13 protein-coding genes are annotated in these 15,870 nt (G+C 74.8%); 3 read left to right on the forward strand and 10 right to left on the reverse strand.

The features are described 5' to 3' along the window. Positions 1 to 38: 38 nt before the first annotated feature. Complete coding sequence (locus tag FXF50_RS02455) at positions 39 to 1,277, reverse strand: glycoside hydrolase family 16 protein (protein WP_148425529.1); 1,239 nt, start codon at positions 1,275 to 1,277, stop codon at positions 39 to 41. Between the two features lie 221 nt (positions 1,278 to 1,498). Between FXF50_RS02455 and FXF50_RS02460 the strand changes: the two genes are divergently transcribed. Beyond that, positions 1,499 to 4,144, forward strand: a complete 2,646-nt coding sequence (locus FXF50_RS02460; RefSeq protein ID WP_255509842.1) for a glycoside hydrolase family 3 N-terminal domain-containing protein — start codon at positions 1,499 to 1,501, stop codon at positions 4,142 to 4,144. A 53-nt stretch (positions 4,145 to 4,197) separates the two neighbouring features. On the opposite strand, the gene FXF50_RS02465 is transcribed toward FXF50_RS02460, so the two are convergent. From FXF50_RS02465 to FXF50_RS02480, 4 genes are all read right to left on the reverse strand, one after another. Next, positions 4,198 to 5,475: an MFS transporter gene (locus FXF50_RS02465; protein WP_148425531.1), complete on the reverse strand. Its 1,278-nt coding sequence runs from the start codon at positions 5,473 to 5,475 to the stop codon at positions 4,198 to 4,200. Next, positions 5,472 to 6,047: a transcriptional regulator gene (locus tag FXF50_RS02470; protein WP_148425532.1), complete on the reverse strand. Its 576-nt coding sequence runs from the start codon at positions 6,045 to 6,047 to the stop codon at positions 5,472 to 5,474. The genes FXF50_RS02465 and FXF50_RS02470 overlap by 4 nt, the downstream gene beginning before the upstream one ends. A gap of 76 nt (positions 6,048 to 6,123) precedes the next feature. Beyond that, positions 6,124 to 6,606: an SsrA-binding protein SmpB gene (smpB, locus tag FXF50_RS02475; RefSeq protein WP_148425533.1), complete on the reverse strand. Its 483-nt coding sequence runs from the start codon at positions 6,604 to 6,606 to the stop codon at positions 6,124 to 6,126. 64 nt (positions 6,607 to 6,670) lie between these two features. Further along, the gene (locus FXF50_RS02480) at positions 6,671 to 8,824 is read right to left on the reverse strand and encodes an FUSC family protein (RefSeq protein ID WP_148425534.1); all 2,154 of its coding nucleotides are present in this window, start codon (positions 8,822 to 8,824) and stop codon (positions 6,671 to 6,673) included. A 180-nt stretch (positions 8,825 to 9,004) separates the two neighbouring features. On the opposite strand from FXF50_RS02480, the gene FXF50_RS02485 reads away from it, so the two are divergent. Next, a complete protein-coding gene (locus tag FXF50_RS02485; RefSeq protein WP_148425535.1) occupies positions 9,005 to 9,877 on the forward strand; it encodes an NAD(P)-dependent oxidoreductase in 873 nt (290 codons plus the stop codon). A gap of 5 nt (positions 9,878 to 9,882) precedes the next feature. On the opposite strand, the gene FXF50_RS02490 is transcribed toward FXF50_RS02485, so the two are convergent. From FXF50_RS02490 to FXF50_RS02505, 4 genes are read right to left on the reverse strand one after another with little or no spacing between them, the layout of a single operon-like run. After that, positions 9,883 to 11,127 (reverse strand): vanadium-dependent haloperoxidase, encoded by a 1,245-nt coding sequence (locus FXF50_RS02490; RefSeq protein WP_148425536.1) that lies wholly within the window; start codon positions 11,125 to 11,127, stop codon positions 9,883 to 9,885. A gap of 56 nt (positions 11,128 to 11,183) precedes the next feature. Next, positions 11,184 to 11,825 carry a lysoplasmalogenase gene (locus tag FXF50_RS02495; RefSeq protein ID WP_148425537.1) on the reverse strand — a complete coding sequence of 214 codons (642 nt, stop codon included), beginning with the start codon at positions 11,823 to 11,825 and terminating at the stop codon, positions 11,184 to 11,186. Further along, positions 11,822 to 12,649 (reverse strand): sterol desaturase family protein, encoded by an 828-nt coding sequence (locus FXF50_RS02500; protein WP_148425538.1) that lies wholly within the window; start codon positions 12,647 to 12,649, stop codon positions 11,822 to 11,824. Before FXF50_RS02500 ends, FXF50_RS02495 begins: the two co-directional genes overlap by 4 nt. Next, positions 12,646 to 13,377, reverse strand: coding sequence for a FadR/GntR family transcriptional regulator (locus FXF50_RS02505; RefSeq protein ID WP_148425539.1), 732 nt, complete (start codon positions 13,375 to 13,377; stop codon positions 12,646 to 12,648). Before FXF50_RS02505 ends, FXF50_RS02500 begins: the two co-directional genes overlap by 4 nt. A 135-nt stretch (positions 13,378 to 13,512) precedes the next feature. Between FXF50_RS02505 and htpG the strand changes: the two genes are divergently transcribed. Beyond that, a complete protein-coding gene (gene htpG, locus FXF50_RS02510; protein ID WP_148425540.1) occupies positions 13,513 to 15,405 on the forward strand; it encodes a molecular chaperone HtpG in 1,893 nt (630 codons plus the stop codon). A 96-nt stretch (positions 15,406 to 15,501) separates the two neighbouring features. On the opposite strand, the gene FXF50_RS02515 is transcribed toward htpG, so the two are convergent. Next, entirely contained in the window at positions 15,502 to 15,861 is a 360-nt protein-coding gene (locus tag FXF50_RS02515) for a hypothetical protein (RefSeq protein WP_148425541.1), read from the reverse strand. Positions 15,862 to 15,870 lie beyond the last annotated feature (9 nt).

Consider the following 15,870-nt stretch of genomic DNA (forward strand, 5'->3'; position numbering starts at 1 on the left):
GGTGGCGACCCCCATACCCACCCGCGGCGGGGTGAGGGTCAGCGGCGCCACTTCTGGTTGGCGCCGCCGGTGCAGTCCCAGATCTGGAGGCGGGTGCCGTCGGCGGAGCTGGCGCCCGTGGCGTCCAGGCACTTGTTGGACTGCGGGTTCACGATGTCACCGTTGGCGTTGAAGACCCACCGCTGGGCGCCGGTGCCGTTGCAGTCCCAGAGCTGCACCTTCGCCCCGTTGGCCGTGGACCCGCTGGCCACGTCGAGGCACTTGCCGAGCGCGCGGACCGAGCCGTCGGCGTTCCAGGTCCACCGCTGGGCGGCGGTGCCGTTGCAGGTCCAGAGCTGGACCGGGGTGCCGTTGGCGGTGTTGGCGCTGGCCACGTCCACGCACTTGTCGCCGTACCCGACGATCTGCCCGCCGGTGCCCCCGCCGCCGCCGTTGTCCCAGGCCTGGACCCGGACGTAGTCGATCGTCATGGTCTGCGGGAAGGTGGTGCTGCCGTCCGGCGAGCCGGGCCAGTTGCCGCCGACCGCGACGTTCATGATCATGAAGAACGGGTGGTCGAAGACCCACCGGTTGCTGCCCGCGTCGGCCGGGGTCCTGCGGGAGTACGCCACGCCGTCCAGGTACCAGGTGATCGAGTCGGGCGCCCAGTCGACGGCGTAGGTGTGGAACGCGTCGGCGAGCGCCTGGCCGTTCGGGAGCGAGGTGGAGCCGCCCAGGCCGTTGCCGCCGGAGTAGCCGGGGCCGTGCAGCGTGCCGTACACGGTGGACGGCTGCTTGCCGACGTTCTCCATGATGTCGATCTCGCCGCTGTTCGGCCAGGGGTTGGTGGCGATGTCGTTGCCGAGCATCCAGAACGCCGGCCAGAGCCCCTGCCCGCGCGGGATCTTGATGCGCGCCTCGAAGCGGCCGTACGCCTGGCTGAACGTGCCGTTGGTGAGCAGCCGGGCCGAGGTGTGCTGGCAGCTGCCGTACCAGCACGAGTAGCCGGCGGGGTTCTCCCTGCGGGCGGTGATGACCAGGTTGCCGTTGCCGTCGAGGGCCGCGTTGCGGGTGCTGTTGGTGTAGTACTGCAGCTCGTTGTTGCCCCAGCCGCTGCCGCCGATGTCGTACCGCCACCTGCTCCCGTCGGGAGCCGCGCCGGCCGGGCCGGTGAAGTCGTCGGACCAGGTGACGGCGCCGGGCCCGGCCACGGCGGGGGCGCCCGTGACGGTGGTGAGCGCCGCCGTGAGGCCCACGGCCGCGAGGGCCACGACGGCGAGGGTGCGGATGCTGCGCACGGAAGTCTCCCTGCTGTAAACAAACGTTAAAGATAGACTTCGATGAAGTTATGAATGAAGTTCGGAGCTGTCAAGAGAGCGCTTCCCGGCTCTCGTGGCCGGTTCCGGAACCGGCCGGAAATATTGACGTAATGCGATCCGGTTCGGGAGGATCCGGTACCGGGACGTGGGCGGCCCCGGGCCGACGGGGTGCGGGCGACCGGTCCCAGGGGAGGCGCGACATGAGACTGCCCAGACCCGTGACACTCGGCGCGGCCGGCGCCCTCGTGGTGGCCCTGCTGCCGGCCCTGCCCGCGGCGGCCGCCGACCCCCGCGCTGTCACCGTCACCGCCAGCCGGTCGGTGTACGCGGCGGCCGAGGGGAGCCGGGTGCCGGTGGACCTCGCGGTGTCCACCTCCGACGGACGGCCCCTGGCCGCTCCGGTCACCGTGCGCTGGGCCACCGGCGCCGGCACCGCGACCCCCGGCGTCGACTACGCCGCCGCCTCCGGCACGCTGACCTTCCCGGCGGGCACCCCGTCCGGCGCCACCCGCCCGGTCGAGGTCGCCGTGCGCGCGGACGGCGCGGCGGAGAGCGCCGAGACGGTGCCGCTGACCCTCGCCGCCGACGGGGCGACCGTCGCGGCCCGGCCCACCGTGGTGGTCGCCGCGCACGGCCTGCCGTACCTCGATCCCCGGCTGCCGGTGCGGCGCCGCGTCGCCGACCTGCTGGGCCGGATGACCCTGGCCGAGAAGATCGGCCAGATGACGCAGGCCGAGCGGGCGGCGGTCGCCGACGACCCGACCGCCGTCGCCCGCTGGCAGCTCGGCTCGGTGCTCTCCGGCGGCGGCTCCACCCCGGCCAGCAACACCCCGGCGGCCTGGGTCGAGATGGTCAACGGGCTCCAGGCGCAGGCGCTCAGCACCCGCCTCCAGATCCCGCTGATCTACGGCATCGACGCCGTGCACGGCCACGGCAACGTCGTCGGCGCCACCGTCTTCCCGCACAACGTCGGGCTCGGCGCCACCCGCGACCCGAAGCTGGTCGAGCGGGTCGGCCACGCCACCGCCGCCGAGGTACGCGCCACCGGCATCCCGTGGAACTTCGCGCCCTGCCTCTGCGTCTCCCGGGACGAGCGGTGGGGCCGCAGCTACGAGAGCTTCGGCGAGGACCCGGCGCTCGTGGTGTCGATGGAGACCGTCATCGACGGCCTCCAGGGCCGGCCCGGCCGGCTCGACGACACCGACCGGGTCCTCGCCACCGCCAAGCACTATGCCGGCGACGGCGACACCGACTACGACGAGGCCGTCGCCGCCGCGAACGAGGGCAAGCCCTGGTGGGAGCAGAAGTACCCGATCGACCAGGGGGTCACCGTCACCGACCGGGAGCACTTCGCCCGGGTGGACCTCGCCCCCTACCCGCCGGCCGTGCGGGCCCACAAGGTCGGCAGCGTCATGCCCTCCTTCTCCAGCGTGGACTGGACCGAGGACGGGCTCGGCAACCCGACCAAGATGCACGCCCACCGCGAGCTGATCACCGACGTGCTCAAGGGCCGGCTGGGCTTCGACGGCTTCCTGATCTCCGACTGGGAGGGCATCCACCAGATCCCCGACCCGGCCGAGCCGACCAACGGCGGGTTGACCGCGTACAAGGTCCGGGTCGGGGTCAACGCCGGCACCGACATGTTCATGGAGCCGTACAGCGCCGAGCAGTTCGCCCAGCTGCTGCTGGCCGAGGTGATCGCCGGGCGGGTGCCCACCGCGCGGATCGACGACGCGGTGCGGCGGATCCTCACCAAGAAGTTCGAGCTGGGCCTCTTCGAGCACCCGTACGCGTCGGCCGACGACGTCGACCAGGTCGGCAGCGCGGCACACCGGGCCATCGGCCGCGAGGCGGTCGCGAAATCGCAGGTGCTGCTGAAGAACCGCGGGCGGGCCCTGCCGCTGCGCCGGGACGCCTCGCTCTACGTGGCCGGCCGCAACGCCGACGACCTCGGTAACCAGGCCGGCGGCTGGACGGTCACCTGGCAGGGCGTCTCCGGCGCCGACGCCGTCCCCGGCACCTCCATCCTGGACGGCATCCGCCTAGTCGCCCCCGGCGCCCGGGTCACGTACAGCGCCGACGCCTCGGCCCCCACGGACGGCGCCGACGTCGGCGTCGTGGTGGTCGGCGAGACCCCGTACGCGGAGGGCTACGGCGACGTCGGCGGGCCCGAGTGCGGCTGGTGCAGCGCGCCGCAGCAGGAGGAGAAGTCGCTCCGGCTCCAGGCCGCCGACCGGGCGGCCGTCGACAAGGTCTGCGCGGCGCTGCCGACCTGCGTGGTGCTGGTGGTCTCCGGCCGCCCGCAGGTGCTCACCGACCAGCTCGGCGAGATCGACGCCCTGGTGGCCTCCTGGCTGCCGGGCAGCGAGGGCGCCGGCGTGGCCGACGTGCTCTTCGGCCGCCGCCCGTTCACCGGCCGGCTGCCGGTGAGCTGGCCGCGCGACGAGGCGCAGGTGCCGGTCAATGTGGGCGACGCCGACTACCGGCCGCTGTTCCCGTTCGGCTGGGGCCTGCGCACCGACCCGGGCCGGGACCGGCTCGCCGCGGTCGCGGCCGACCGACCGCAGGTGCGGTCCGCTCTCGCCGCGTCCGGGTGGAACGCGGACGGCTCGCTGCGGGACGCCCCCCGGGTGCTGGACCGGCTCGGGCGGCAGCTCGGCGCCGACCACCGGGACCGCGCGCTGGTCGAGGCGATCCTCGGGGTGGCCCGGGACGCCGCCCAGGCCGCCGTGGTGCGGGGGAGCGCGCCGGCGAACTGGGCGGCGCTGATCGCCGACGCCGACCACGCCCAGCTCACCGGCGACCCGGTCCGCGCGTTCACGCTGCTCGCCCGCGTCGCCGCCTGACGCGCCACGCCGGTCTCCCCGGATGAGCGGTCACCGGGGAGACCGGCGTGCCGTCACTTCGCTGCGGTGGCGGCGGGTGTGGGGGAGCGGTCCGGCCGCGGCTGCTCCGGTGGCGCCGGTCGGCGCAGGTCCCGCCACGGGCCGCCGAGCAGCGGGGTGAGCACCACCAGCAGGTAGCCGGCGCCGACGGCGACCAGGGTCGCGGTGGTGCCGAAGCGGTCGGCGGCCAGCCCGGCGCCGAGCGCGCCCACCGGCATGGCCGCCCAGGCGCCCGCCCCGATCACCCCGTACACCCGGGCCCGCATTGTCGCCGGGATGCGCTCCAACTCGACCGCGCCGATGAGCGGGTTGATCGCGCCGGCGGCGAGGCCGGACACCACGCAGACCGCGGCGATCACCGGCAAAGGCGGGGCGGCGGCGAGCGCCCAGAAGGGCGGGGCGCCGCAGACGGCGAAGGCGGTGACGAAGGTCGCCCGGCGGGGCAGCCGGTGCCCGACGGCGCTGAACAGCAGCGAGCCGACCAGAGCGCCGCCGCCCATGGCGCCGACCAGCAGGCCGAACGCCGCCGCGCCGCCGAGGTCCCGCGCGGCGACGACCGGCATCAGCACGTTGCTCTTGGCCGCGTCGAACAGGTTGGTGACCAGCACCAGCAGCACCATGGCGCGCAACAGCGGCTCGCGGACGAGGAAGCGCAGGCCGGCCGCGAAGTCCCGCCAGTAGCCGGCCGAGGGGGCGTCGGCTTCGGGGGACGGCCGCAGGCTCGCCGGCACCAGCGCCGCCACCGCCAGCGCCGAGACGGCGAACGTCACCGCGTCGACGGCCAGCACCGGTAGCGCGCCCAGCGCGCTGACCAGCAGGCCGGCCACCGGCGCGCCGACCAGGCGGGCCCCGCGCTCGGTGGCCCCGAGCCAGCCGATCGCCCGCTCGATCGGCACCCCGGCCGCGGCCGCCGCCTCGGGCAAGAGCGCGGTCCGGGCCGTCTGGCCGGGAGTGTCGAGCAGGCCGCTCACGAAGACCAGGCCGAGCAGCGCCGGGAACGGCAGCCCCACCGTGGCGTGCAGCAGCGGTACAGCGGCGACGGTCACGCCGGAGACCAGGTCGGCCAGGACGCTGGACCGGCGATAGCCGATCCGGTCGACCAGCACACCGCCGAAGGCGCCACCCAGCACCACCGGGGCGGTGGCGAAGGCACCGGCCAGCCCGGTGGCGGCGGGGGAGCCCGTCTCGGCCAGCACGTACAGCGGCAGCGCGATCAGGGTGAGCACGTTGCCGGTGAGCGAGATCGTGTGCGCGGCCAGCAGCCCGGCCAGCGGCCCCCACGAGCGGCTCACTGCGGCCCCCGGTAGGCCTGCCAGATCAGCGTGACGGTCCGCGCGTCCGGCCGGTCGGGGTTGCTGCGCGCCTGCCAGCGGGCACCCAGTTCGGACAGTTCGCCGCGCAGTTCCACCAGCTCGTCGGGGGTCAGGTGCAGGAAGCTGTCACTGCTGGTGGTGCCCCGAACCCACGCCGGGTCGAGGGTCGCCTCGGCGTCGAGGTAGGCCTCGAACCGTTCCACGTAGCGCTGGAGGACGGCCCGGCGCAGCAGGTCGGAGGCGAGCCGCCGCTCCGGATCGTCGAGCAGGTCGACCGGCTCCCAGTCGGTGCGCGCGTGCGCGGCCCGCCACCACCGCTCCCGGCGGTTGCGGGCCAGCTCGGGGGCCTCCCGGACGAAGCCGTGCTCGGCCAGCTTGCCCAGGTGGTAGCTGACCGAGCCGACCGCCTCGCCGGTGACGTCGCTGAGCATGCCCACGGTCTGCGGGCCGCGGATGCGCAGCTCGCCGAGGAGCCGGATCCGGGTGGGGTGGGCCAGGGCCCGCATGGCCCTCGGGTCGGTCAGGTGCAGCGTGCTCGGCTCGTCCGCCATGCCCGTCACCCTAGACCCACAACACATGATGTACAAGAAGCCTTGTGCGTGCCGCCGTCGGATGGGCGGGATTGGTTCAGGCGGGGCGGCGGCCCTTGAGGCGGCGGCCCAGCTCCCGGGCGATCTCCCGGTTGGCGTCGCGCTCGGCGAGGGCCTGGCGCTTGTCGTACGACCGGCGGCCCCGGGCCAGGCCCAGCTCGACCTTGGCCCAGCCGTTGGAGAAGTACATCGACAGCGGCACCAGCGTGATTCCGCCGTCGCGCAGCTTCTCCAGGATCCGGGCGATCTCGACCCGGGTCAGGAGCAGCTTCCGGGTGCGCCGGGGCTGGTGGTTGGTCCAGGTGCCGAAGCCGTACTCCGCGATGTGCAGGCCGTAGAGCATGATCTCGCCGTCGCGCTCCTGGGCGAACGCGTCGACCAGCGACACCCGCCCCTCGCGCAGCGACTTCACCTCGGTGCCGGCCAGCACGATCCCGGCCTCGTACGTCTTCAGGATCGTGTAGTCGTGCCGCGCCTTCTTGTTGGAGGCGACGAGCTTGCGCCCGGTCTCCCTGGTCACGCCCCACCTCCCCGCTGGTCCGACGCCGAGCAGGATACCCGCCGGTGGCGGCCGTGCCCCGGGGTCACGGTGGTGTGGCGGCCGCGCGGCGGAGGTGCCCGTCGAGGTCGGCGAGCCAGCCGTCGACCTCCACCAGGGCCAGCACGCCCGGCCGGTCCTCGCCGTCGCGGACCAGCCCGTGCACCTGCCGGGCGACGTCTCCGGTCGGGTCCGCCGGGGCGGGCGGCCGGTCGACCGGGGCCCGCGAGACCTGGCGGGCCAGGTCGGCGTAGCCCTCGCACAGCCGGCTGGCCCGGGCTGCCAGGGCGGCGGCCGGGCCGGGCCACGGGGCCAGCGCCCCGAGCCGGTGGTCGGCGAGCAGCGCCTGCCCGCCGTGGTTGGCCCGGTGCGCGGCCGCCAGCACCGCGTCCCAGTCGACGTGCGAGAGCCGGGGATCGTGGCGCTCCGCGTGGTACTGGACCAGGGACGCGGTGGCGAGCACCTCCGCGCGGCGGGCCGCGTCGACCGCGCCACGCGGGTCCGCCGTGCCCGCGAGCGCCCCGACGGTCCGCTCGGCGGCCCGCCCGCTCGCCACCAGGTACGCGCCCGCGTTGCGGCGCAGTTCGCCGCCGCTGCCCCGCGGCCAGAGCAGCAGGCCGGCGAGGACGCCCACCACGGCACCGACCGCCACGTCCACCACCCGGGCGCCGGCCAGTTGCCAGGACGCCGGGTCGAGCTGGGCGAACACGACGATGAGCAGCAGGGTGAGCAGCGCCTGCGCCCAGCCCAGGCCGAGCAGGGGACCGACGCCGAAGGCCAGCACCAGCGCCAGCGGCAGCAGGGCGGCGTACGCCTGCCGTTCGGGTGAGACGAGCAGCAGCAGGCCGCCCGCCGCGCCCCCGGCGAGGGTGCCGACGAGCGCCGGACGCAGGGTGGTCCGGGTGTCCGAGGCGGAGGCCCGCATCAGGCTGAGCGTCGCCAGCAGCACCCAGAAGCCGTGTTGCAGGTTGACCACCCCGGCGATCACCCGGGCGGCGGCCAGGGCCACGGCGAGCCGGACCGCTCCCTCCAGGTACACCGACCGCGGGGTGAGGTGCGCCCGGAACTGCTGCCGGTACAGCGACCACGCGCTGCGCCCGGCGTACCAGAAGGGGTCGGGACCCGGCCCGGGCGGCCGCGGGCCGTGCCGTCCCCGCGGGCCGGTGGCGATCCGGACCGCCGTCGCGAACGTCCCGACCTGGTCGACGAGCGTGCGGACCGCCGCGTCCACGCGCAGCCGGACCGGACCGGCCGCCCGCCACGACGGCGGCAGCGCCGTGGCCCGCTCCGGCTCGTCGACGGCCACCGCGCCCGGCCGGCGCACCGCGACGTCGGCGGCGCGGCGGAGCGACGCCGCGCACCGTCGGAGCGCATCCACCAGGTCGGCGTCCCCGCTGCCCGGCACGCCCGGTCGGGACGCGAGCGACCCGGCGACCGCCAGCACCTCATGGCCGGCCGCGGCCGCGTCCCGCCAGGCCCGGTCTCGGCGACCGGCACCGGTCGGGCGTGCCGTCACCGGCAGCCGGGACATCCGTACCCCGTCGAGCAGCCGTGCCGCCCGGGCCTGCCGCCGGGCCGCCGCCTCCGCCGCGCCCGGCCCGGCGACCAGCACGTCCGCCAGCGTGTCGACGAGGTCGGCGAGGCCGCCCGCCGCCGCGGCGAGGCGCTGCGGGAAGCCGGCCGGCGCCGGGTCCGGCCAGAGCGACACCTCGGCGAGCGCGATGAGGACGACGCCCAGCGTGACGCCGGCCAGCCGGGCCGGGAGGGAGTCGGGCCGGTACGGCGGGAAGCAGGCCAGGATGTAGAAGAGCTGGAGCGCGTTGGCCAGCCCGACCAGGCGCGGCCCGCCGACCCCGGCGAACGCCACGGCGAACCCGACGACGAGCATCCCGGCGGACGCCGCCGCGGTGCTGACCGCCAGCACGGTGCCGACCGCCACGAGCGACCAGGCCACCGGAAGGGCCGCCAGCAGGGTCCGCGCCCGCTCCGCGGGCGGCCCCGGCAGCTGGGCGAAGCTGCCCGTGGCGACCGCGCCGAAGAGGGCGTACGTGGCGAGGGTGACGTCGCCCAGGCCGTAGCGGCAGACGTAGAAGACGAGCGAGGCGACGACGGTCAGCCGGGCCGCCCGGCGGACCAGGCGGTAGCCCGGGTCCCGGCGGCGCAACCGGTCCCGCAGCTCCTCGCCGGGCCGTCGACGCATGACCACCCCGCTCCCCGACAGGTCTATCCAGGGGGGTGGCGGGCCGTCTGCTGCGGGACTCTATCCGCTGCGGCCCGGTGGCGTTCCACGGATGGGCCGACGGGCCGGTGTCCGCGATCGGGATGCTCACCGTGTCCGGCGCGCCTAGGCTGCCCGGTAGGCGACGTGGGGGAGCGGCGGATGACGCGGGTGGCGGTGCTCGGGCTCGGCGGCATGGGCGCGCCGATGGCGGCGAACCTGGTCCGGGCGGGGCTGACCACGGTGGTGTGGAACCGGCACCCGGAGCCGGCCCGCGCGCTCGGCGACCGGGGCGCCGAGGTCGCCGCCGACCCGGCCGAGGCGGTACGCCGAGCCGACGTGGTGGTGACCATGGTGACCGACGCGGCCGCGGTGCGGGCGATCGCCGTCGACCAGGGAATGCTGGCCGCGCTGCCCGACGGCGCGGTCTGGGCGCAGATGAGCACCATCGGGGTGACCGAGACCGAGCGCCTGGCCGAGTTGGTCGACGCCCAGCGCCCCGGGGTGACCCTCGTGGACGCGCCGGTGGCCGGCAGCCGTGGGCCGGCCGAACAGGGCCGCCTCGTGGTCCTCGCCTCCGGCCCCGAGCAGGTGCGGGACCGGGTGGCGCCCGTCTTCGACGCGGTCGGGCAGCGGACCGTCTGGGTCGGGCCGGTCGGCGCCGGGTCGCGGCTGAAGCTGGTGAACAACCTGCTGCTCGCCTTCGTCAACGAGGGGCTCGCCGCGGCGGTCGCCCTCGGGGACGCGCTGGGCCTGGACCGTGACACGGTGCACGGGGCCCTGCGCGGCAGCCCGCTGGTGTCGCCCTGGGCCGCCGAGAAGCTGGACCGGATCGCAAGGGACGACTACACGACGCAGTACTCCCTGGCCCTGGCGCTCAAGGACGTGGACCTGGCGCTGCGCGAGGTGCCGGCCGGCCGGTTCCCGGCCGCCGAGGCCCTGGCGAGCGAGTGGCGGCACGCGGTCGAGCAGGGCCTCGGCGGCGATGACCTGACGGTGGTGACGCGGGCCCTCGCCCGCGAGGCCACCGCCTAGCGGGGCTACAGCGGTCGGCCGTCCCAGCGGGCGAGCCCGGCCGCCGCCACGAGGCGACCGACCGCCGCGCCGACCTCGTCGGTGTGCCGGAAGTGGATTCCCGACCACACCCGGGCGTCGACGTTGTCCCGGGTCAGCTCGCGCCAGTCCCGGTAGGTCAGGGTGACGCCGGCGGCGGTGGGGCTGGCCAGCACCACCGGCCCGGCCGGCGGCCCGGCGAGGCTGCGCAGGACGACCTCCCCGGCCCCGGCGTACGTGGTGTGCCCGCTGGGATACTCCGGGTGGGCGGGGGTGGTGATCAGCGGGGCCCACTCCGGATCCGGCGCGATGTCCCCGGTCCGGATCGCGGTGACCGGGCGCCAGCGCAGGTGCCGGTACTTGGCCGCGTACGTGACGATCTGGGCGTCGACGGTCGCCGCGTGGAAGAGGGCGACGAGCGCCACCCGGCGGGCGGTCCCGCGGATCCCGGCGACGGCGGCGCGCAGCGCCCCGGTGTAGCCGTTCAGCGAGGTCTGCGCCCAGAAGCGGGCCACGTCGGTCTGCCGGTCGCTGCGGCTGGTGCTCTGCGCCGCGCCGACCGCCCGGCTCTCGGCCAGGTCACGGGCGTAGCGACCGCTGTCCAGCGCCGGCGGCGGCCCGGGCACGTACGCCGGCACGTCCTCGATCAGGAACGGCCGGCCGTCGCCCTGCCCCGCCTGCACGGCGGCGGCGTAACCCGGCGGGGTCGGCTGCCAGACACCGGGCGCCGCCGGCGGCGGCGTGAAGGGCCGGTTGACCGAGGCGAGGTCGAGCCCGTCGCCGGCCCGCTCGGCGAGCACGTCGCGGGCGGCGTCCCGGCCGTTCTCGACCGCGGCGCGCACGGCCGCGGCGGGACCGAGCCGGTCCAGTGTGGCCGCGAGGGCCGCGTCCAGATCGGCGACGCGCGCCGGCGACAGCGTGGTGAGGGCCTCGTGCAGGGCACCGGCGAGCGCGGCGTCCGCGGCGGCGCCGCCGCGGGCCCGGGTCACCGCCCGCCAGGCGGCGATCCACCCGATCGCCCAGGTGCGACTGCTGTTGACCTGGAGCGGGCCGGTGATCACCCCGATCGTCGCCGCGGTGAGGTCGTACCACTCGACCACGCTGTCCACCTCGGACCCGCGGGCGGAGGCGACGCCGGTGAGGCCGGGTGCGGCGAGGCTGGCCGCGCCGGCGCCGGCGCCGATCAGCAGGGCCCGGCGGCTGGGCCGGGGGTACGGACGCGCGGAGGCCATGCGAGCTCCCGAGGGGCGGCGGGGAACAGGGGCCGCGCCAGCGTAACCCAGTAAACCTATCGGATCAATAGGATATCCGGAGTCCGGGCCGGCCGGACCGCCGTGGCGCCGACCCAGCCCGTGGTGATCAGCAGGAGGGCCGCCGCGTAGGTGGCCATGACCAGCAGGTCCCGGCCGGGGAAGTCGCGGCCTGCCGCACCCACGCCGATGAGCAGGTCGGACACGAGGAAGAGCGCCCCGCCGGCCGCGGTGCGTTGGGACACCCCGGCCGCGGCGGCGGCCATCAGGGACAGCGCCAGGCTGTAGCCGAGCACCGGCAGCCGCAGCGCACCCAGCGAACCCCAGAGCAGCGCGTTCGCGCCGGCCCAGGCCAGCAGGTAGCCGACCAGGGCCGCCACCGGCGGCCGGCGGTGACGCAGGAAGGCGGTGAGGAAGGCGATCTGGGTGACCAGGAAGCACCCCATGCCGGCGAGGAACGCGGCCTGTCCCGGCACGAGCAGGGCCACGTCCCCCGCGGTGGCGGCGACCAGGCCCACCGCCACCGGGTCCACCCGGCGTCGCCGGTCCCAGAGGTACGCCAGCAGCAGCGGCGCCAGCAGCGGCTTGGCCAGCCACTGCGTCGGCGTCGAGTCGAGCGCGACCCCGACCAGTTCGACCAGGGCGACGACCCCGAACAGGGCCAGCCAGGGGCGCCTCACCGGGCCGGCTGCCAGCCGGGCCGGCCGAAGAGGTAGCCGAGCCGGTGCCGCCACGACGTGGCGTGCCGGACGTCGGACCAGATCGCGGCGAACTCGTGGGTGGCCACCCGCAGCGGGTTGTAGGTCTGGATGTTCTTGGTGAGCCCGTACCGGGCCGGGGCCCGCTCGGGTTCGAAGGAGCCGAAGAGCCGGTCCCAGACGATGAGGATGCCGCCGTAGTTGCGGTCCAGGTACTCGGCGTTCGAGCCGTGGTGCACCCGGTGGTGCGAGGGCGTGTTGAAGATGAACTCGATGGGCCGCGCCAGCACGCCGACCCGCTCGGTGTGCAGGAAGAACTGGTAGAGGAGGCTGATCGACTGCTGGAGGAAGATCATCCACGGCGGGATGCCGAGCAGCGCCAGGGGCAGCCAGAACGGCAGCGAGGTCATCGGCGTCCAGCTCTGCCGCAGCGCGGTGGAGAGGTTGTAGTAGACGCTGGAGTGGTGCACCACGTGGCTGGCCCAGAGCACCCGGACCTCGTGGTGCAGCCGGTGGAACCAGTAGTAGGCGAGGTCGTCGGCGAAGAAGACGATCACCCAGGTCCACCAGTGGCCGGGGGAGAGGTGGAATGGCGCGACCGTCCACAGCGCGGCGTAGACGCCCACGGTGAGCAGCTTCCAGGGGAAGCCGATGATCTGGCTGCCGAGCCCCATGGAGAGGCTCGTGGTGGTGTCGCGCAGCTCGTAGCCGCGTTCGTCGTCGTCGGGGAGGAACCGGTAGGAGACCGCCTCGATGATGATCAGGAGCAGGAACGCCGGGACGGCGTAGAGCACGGCGGGGATCATGCTCGGGCTTCCCTTCGGGTGGCGGGGGTGGGGGTGGGGGTGGTGACCGGGGCGGTCAGCAGGGCCCGGGCGTGCCGGGCGGCTGCCGTGCCCTGGCCGGCCGCGACGGCGGCGGCGAGCCGGCGGTGGCCGGCCACGTCGAGCAGTTCGGCGGCCCGGGCGTCCGGGGGGACGTCGCCCACGGCGAAGGTGCCGGCCACCAGGCTGTTGAACGCCAGCAGGTAGGCCGTGTTGCCGCTGCCCCGGACGATCAGCCACCAGATCGCGATGTTGGCCTCGTGCATCCGGTCCAGGTCGGGGGCGAGCGCGCCGTACTCCTCGGCCGCCCGGACCAGCGCGGCGGTGACCTCCGGGTCGCCGCGCTCGGCGCAGAGCCGGGCCGCGTCGATCCCGATGCAGGCCCGCATCTCGAGCATGTCGCGCACCAGCGTCTCGACCGGGAGTACGTCACCCGAGCGGGCCAGTGACAGCGCCAGGTCCAGCCCGGCGTGCACCCGCCAGTCGAGCACCCGGGTGGCGCCGCCCTGGCTGACCCGGACCAGGCCGAGTTGCTGGAGCCGGCGCAGCGCCTCCCGGACCGCGTGCCGGTTCACCGCGAACGTGGCGGCCAGGTCCCGCTCGCCGGGCAGCGTCTCCTCCGGCTGGTAGCGACCGCTGACGATGGCGTCGCGGAGCTGGCCGAAGACGTGGTCGGAGACCGAGGCGCGGGGGACGGGGACGAAGGCCATGGGCAGCAGTGTGGCCCCGCACACATCAACCCGTCAACTGGTTGGACCAGATTCGACCGGCCACCCTCCGGTGGCCGCGCGCGCACGCCTCGTATCCTTTCCGCCGGAAGGCCCGCGAAGTGGAAGGGAGTCGGTGTGAGCGACCGGGTTGAGACGTTGGAGTTCCAGGCGGAGGCCCGTCAGCTGCTCCAGCTGATGGTGCACTCGATCTACTCGAACAAGGACGTCTTCCTGCGCGAACTGATCTCGAACGCCTCCGACGCGCTCGACAAGCTGCGCCTGGAGTCGCTGGTCGACAAGGACCTCCAGGTCGACACCGCCGACCTGCACATTGAGATCGAGGTCGACAGGGACGCCCGCACGCTGACCGTGCGGGACAACGGGATCGGCATGTCCCGCGAGGAGGTGGTCGGGCTCATCGGCACGATCGCCAAGTCCGGCACGGCGGAGCTGCTGCGTACGCTGCGCGAGACGAAGGACGCCGCCGCCTCGCAGGAGCTGATCGGCCAGTTCGGCGTCGGGTTCTACGCCACCTTCATGGTCGCCGACAAGGTGACCCTGCTGACCCGCCGCGCCGGGCAGGCCGGCGGCACCCGCTGGGAGTCCACCGGCGAGGGCACCTACTCCATCGAGGCGGTCGACGACGCGCCGCAGGGCACCTCGGTCACCCTGCACCTCAAGCCGGCCGACGACGAGGACAACCTGCACGACTACACGGCCGAGTGGACCATCCGCGAGATCGTCAAGCGCTACTCCGACTTCATCGCCTGGCCGATCCGGATGACCGTGGAGAAGCCGGGCGAGGACGGCGCCACCACGCGCGAGGAGCAGACCCTCAACTCGATGAAGGCGCTCTGGGCGCGCGCCAGGGACGAGGTCGACGAGGCCGAGTACAAGGAGTTCTACCGGCACGTCGCGCACGACTGGGCCGACCCGCTCGAGACCATCCACATGCGGGGCGAGGGCACCTTCGAGTACGAGGCGCTGCTCTTCCTGCCCTCGCACGCCCCGCTCGACCTGTTCTCCCCGCAGGGCCGCCGGGGCGTGCAGCTCTACGTCAAGCGCGTGTTCATCATGGACGACTGCGACGCGCTGATGCCCAACTACCTGCGCTTCGTCAAGGGCGTGGTGGACGCGCACGACCTGTCGCTGAACATCTCCCGGGAGATCCTCCAGCAGGACCGGCAGATCCGCGCCGTGCGCCGCCGCCTGGTCAAGAAGGTCCTGGCCACCCTCAAGGACCTCTCCGCCGAGTCGTACCGCACCTTCTGGGGCGAGTTCGGCGCGGTGGTCAAGGAGGGGCTGCTGGAGGACCCGGACAACACCGAGGCCCTGCTGGACCTGGTCCGCGCCGCCAGCACCCACGACCCGGCCGAGCTGACCACGCTGCGCGACTACGTCGAGCGGATGAAGGACGGCCAGACCGAGATCTACTACGCCACCGGCGAGAACCGGGCCACCATCGAGAACTCCCCGCACCTGGAGGCGTTCCGCGCCAAGGGCTACGAGGTGCTCATCCTCACCGACCCGGTCGACGAGGTGTGGGTCGAGCGCGTCGGCGCGTACGACGGGAAGACGCTGCGCTCGGTCGCCAAGGGCCAGGTCGACCTGGAGACCGACGAGGAGAAGGAGCGGGCCGAGGCCGAGCGCCAGGAGTACGCCGACCTGCTCACCTGGATGACCGGCGCGCTGGCCGACAGCGTCAAGGAGGTCCGGCTCTCCACCCGCCTCACCACCTCGCCGGCCTGCGTGGTGGGCGACGCGCACGACATGACGCCCACGCTGGAGAAGATGTACCGGGCCATGGGGCAGGAGGTCCCCCGGGTGAAGCGGATCCTGGAGCTGAACCCGACCCACCCGCTCGTCACCGGGCTGCGCAAGGCCCACGAGCAGGGCGTCGAGAGCAGCGCCCTGACCGAGACCGCCGAGCTGCTGTACGGCATGGCCCTGCTCGCCGAGGGCGGGGAACTGGCCGACCCGGCCCGGTTCACCCGGATCCTCGCCGACCGGCTCGCCCGGAGCCTCTGACCGGTGGCCCGCCGGCCGTCGCCCGGGTGGTGACGGCCGGCGGCCCGGACGGACCGACCGCCGGCCGTGGCTGTCCTGCCACGACCCGGCGGCCGGTCAGCCGCGGATCAGCCGGTCCAGGTGCGCCGCCTCGTCCGGCGACGGCTCGCGCATCCCGCTGCGGAGCAGCCGCCACCGGGTCGTCGCCCCGTCCGGGCCGGTGAGTTCCCCCTGCCCCAACGCGCGGTCGATGTCCCGCCGCACCCGCGGTTCGAGGTGCGGCTCGGTGGCGAAGAGAACGCGCAGACGCAGCTCGTCCCCGACCCGCTCCGTCCCGGTGTGGTGGGCCGCCACCGGGCAGGGCGGCTCGTGCTCCCAGTGGCCGCAGAGGGCCATGGTGACGGCGGCGCCGGGAGCGCCGTCGTCGGCGTCCGGCGCCATGGCCAGGACGGCGTGGTGGGCGTACCCCTGTCGCATCCCGTCATT

It is taken from the genome of Micromonospora sp. AP08 (genome assembly GCF_008085935.1).
Lineage (GTDB): Bacteria > Actinomycetota > Actinomycetes > Mycobacteriales > Micromonosporaceae > Micromonospora > Micromonospora chersina.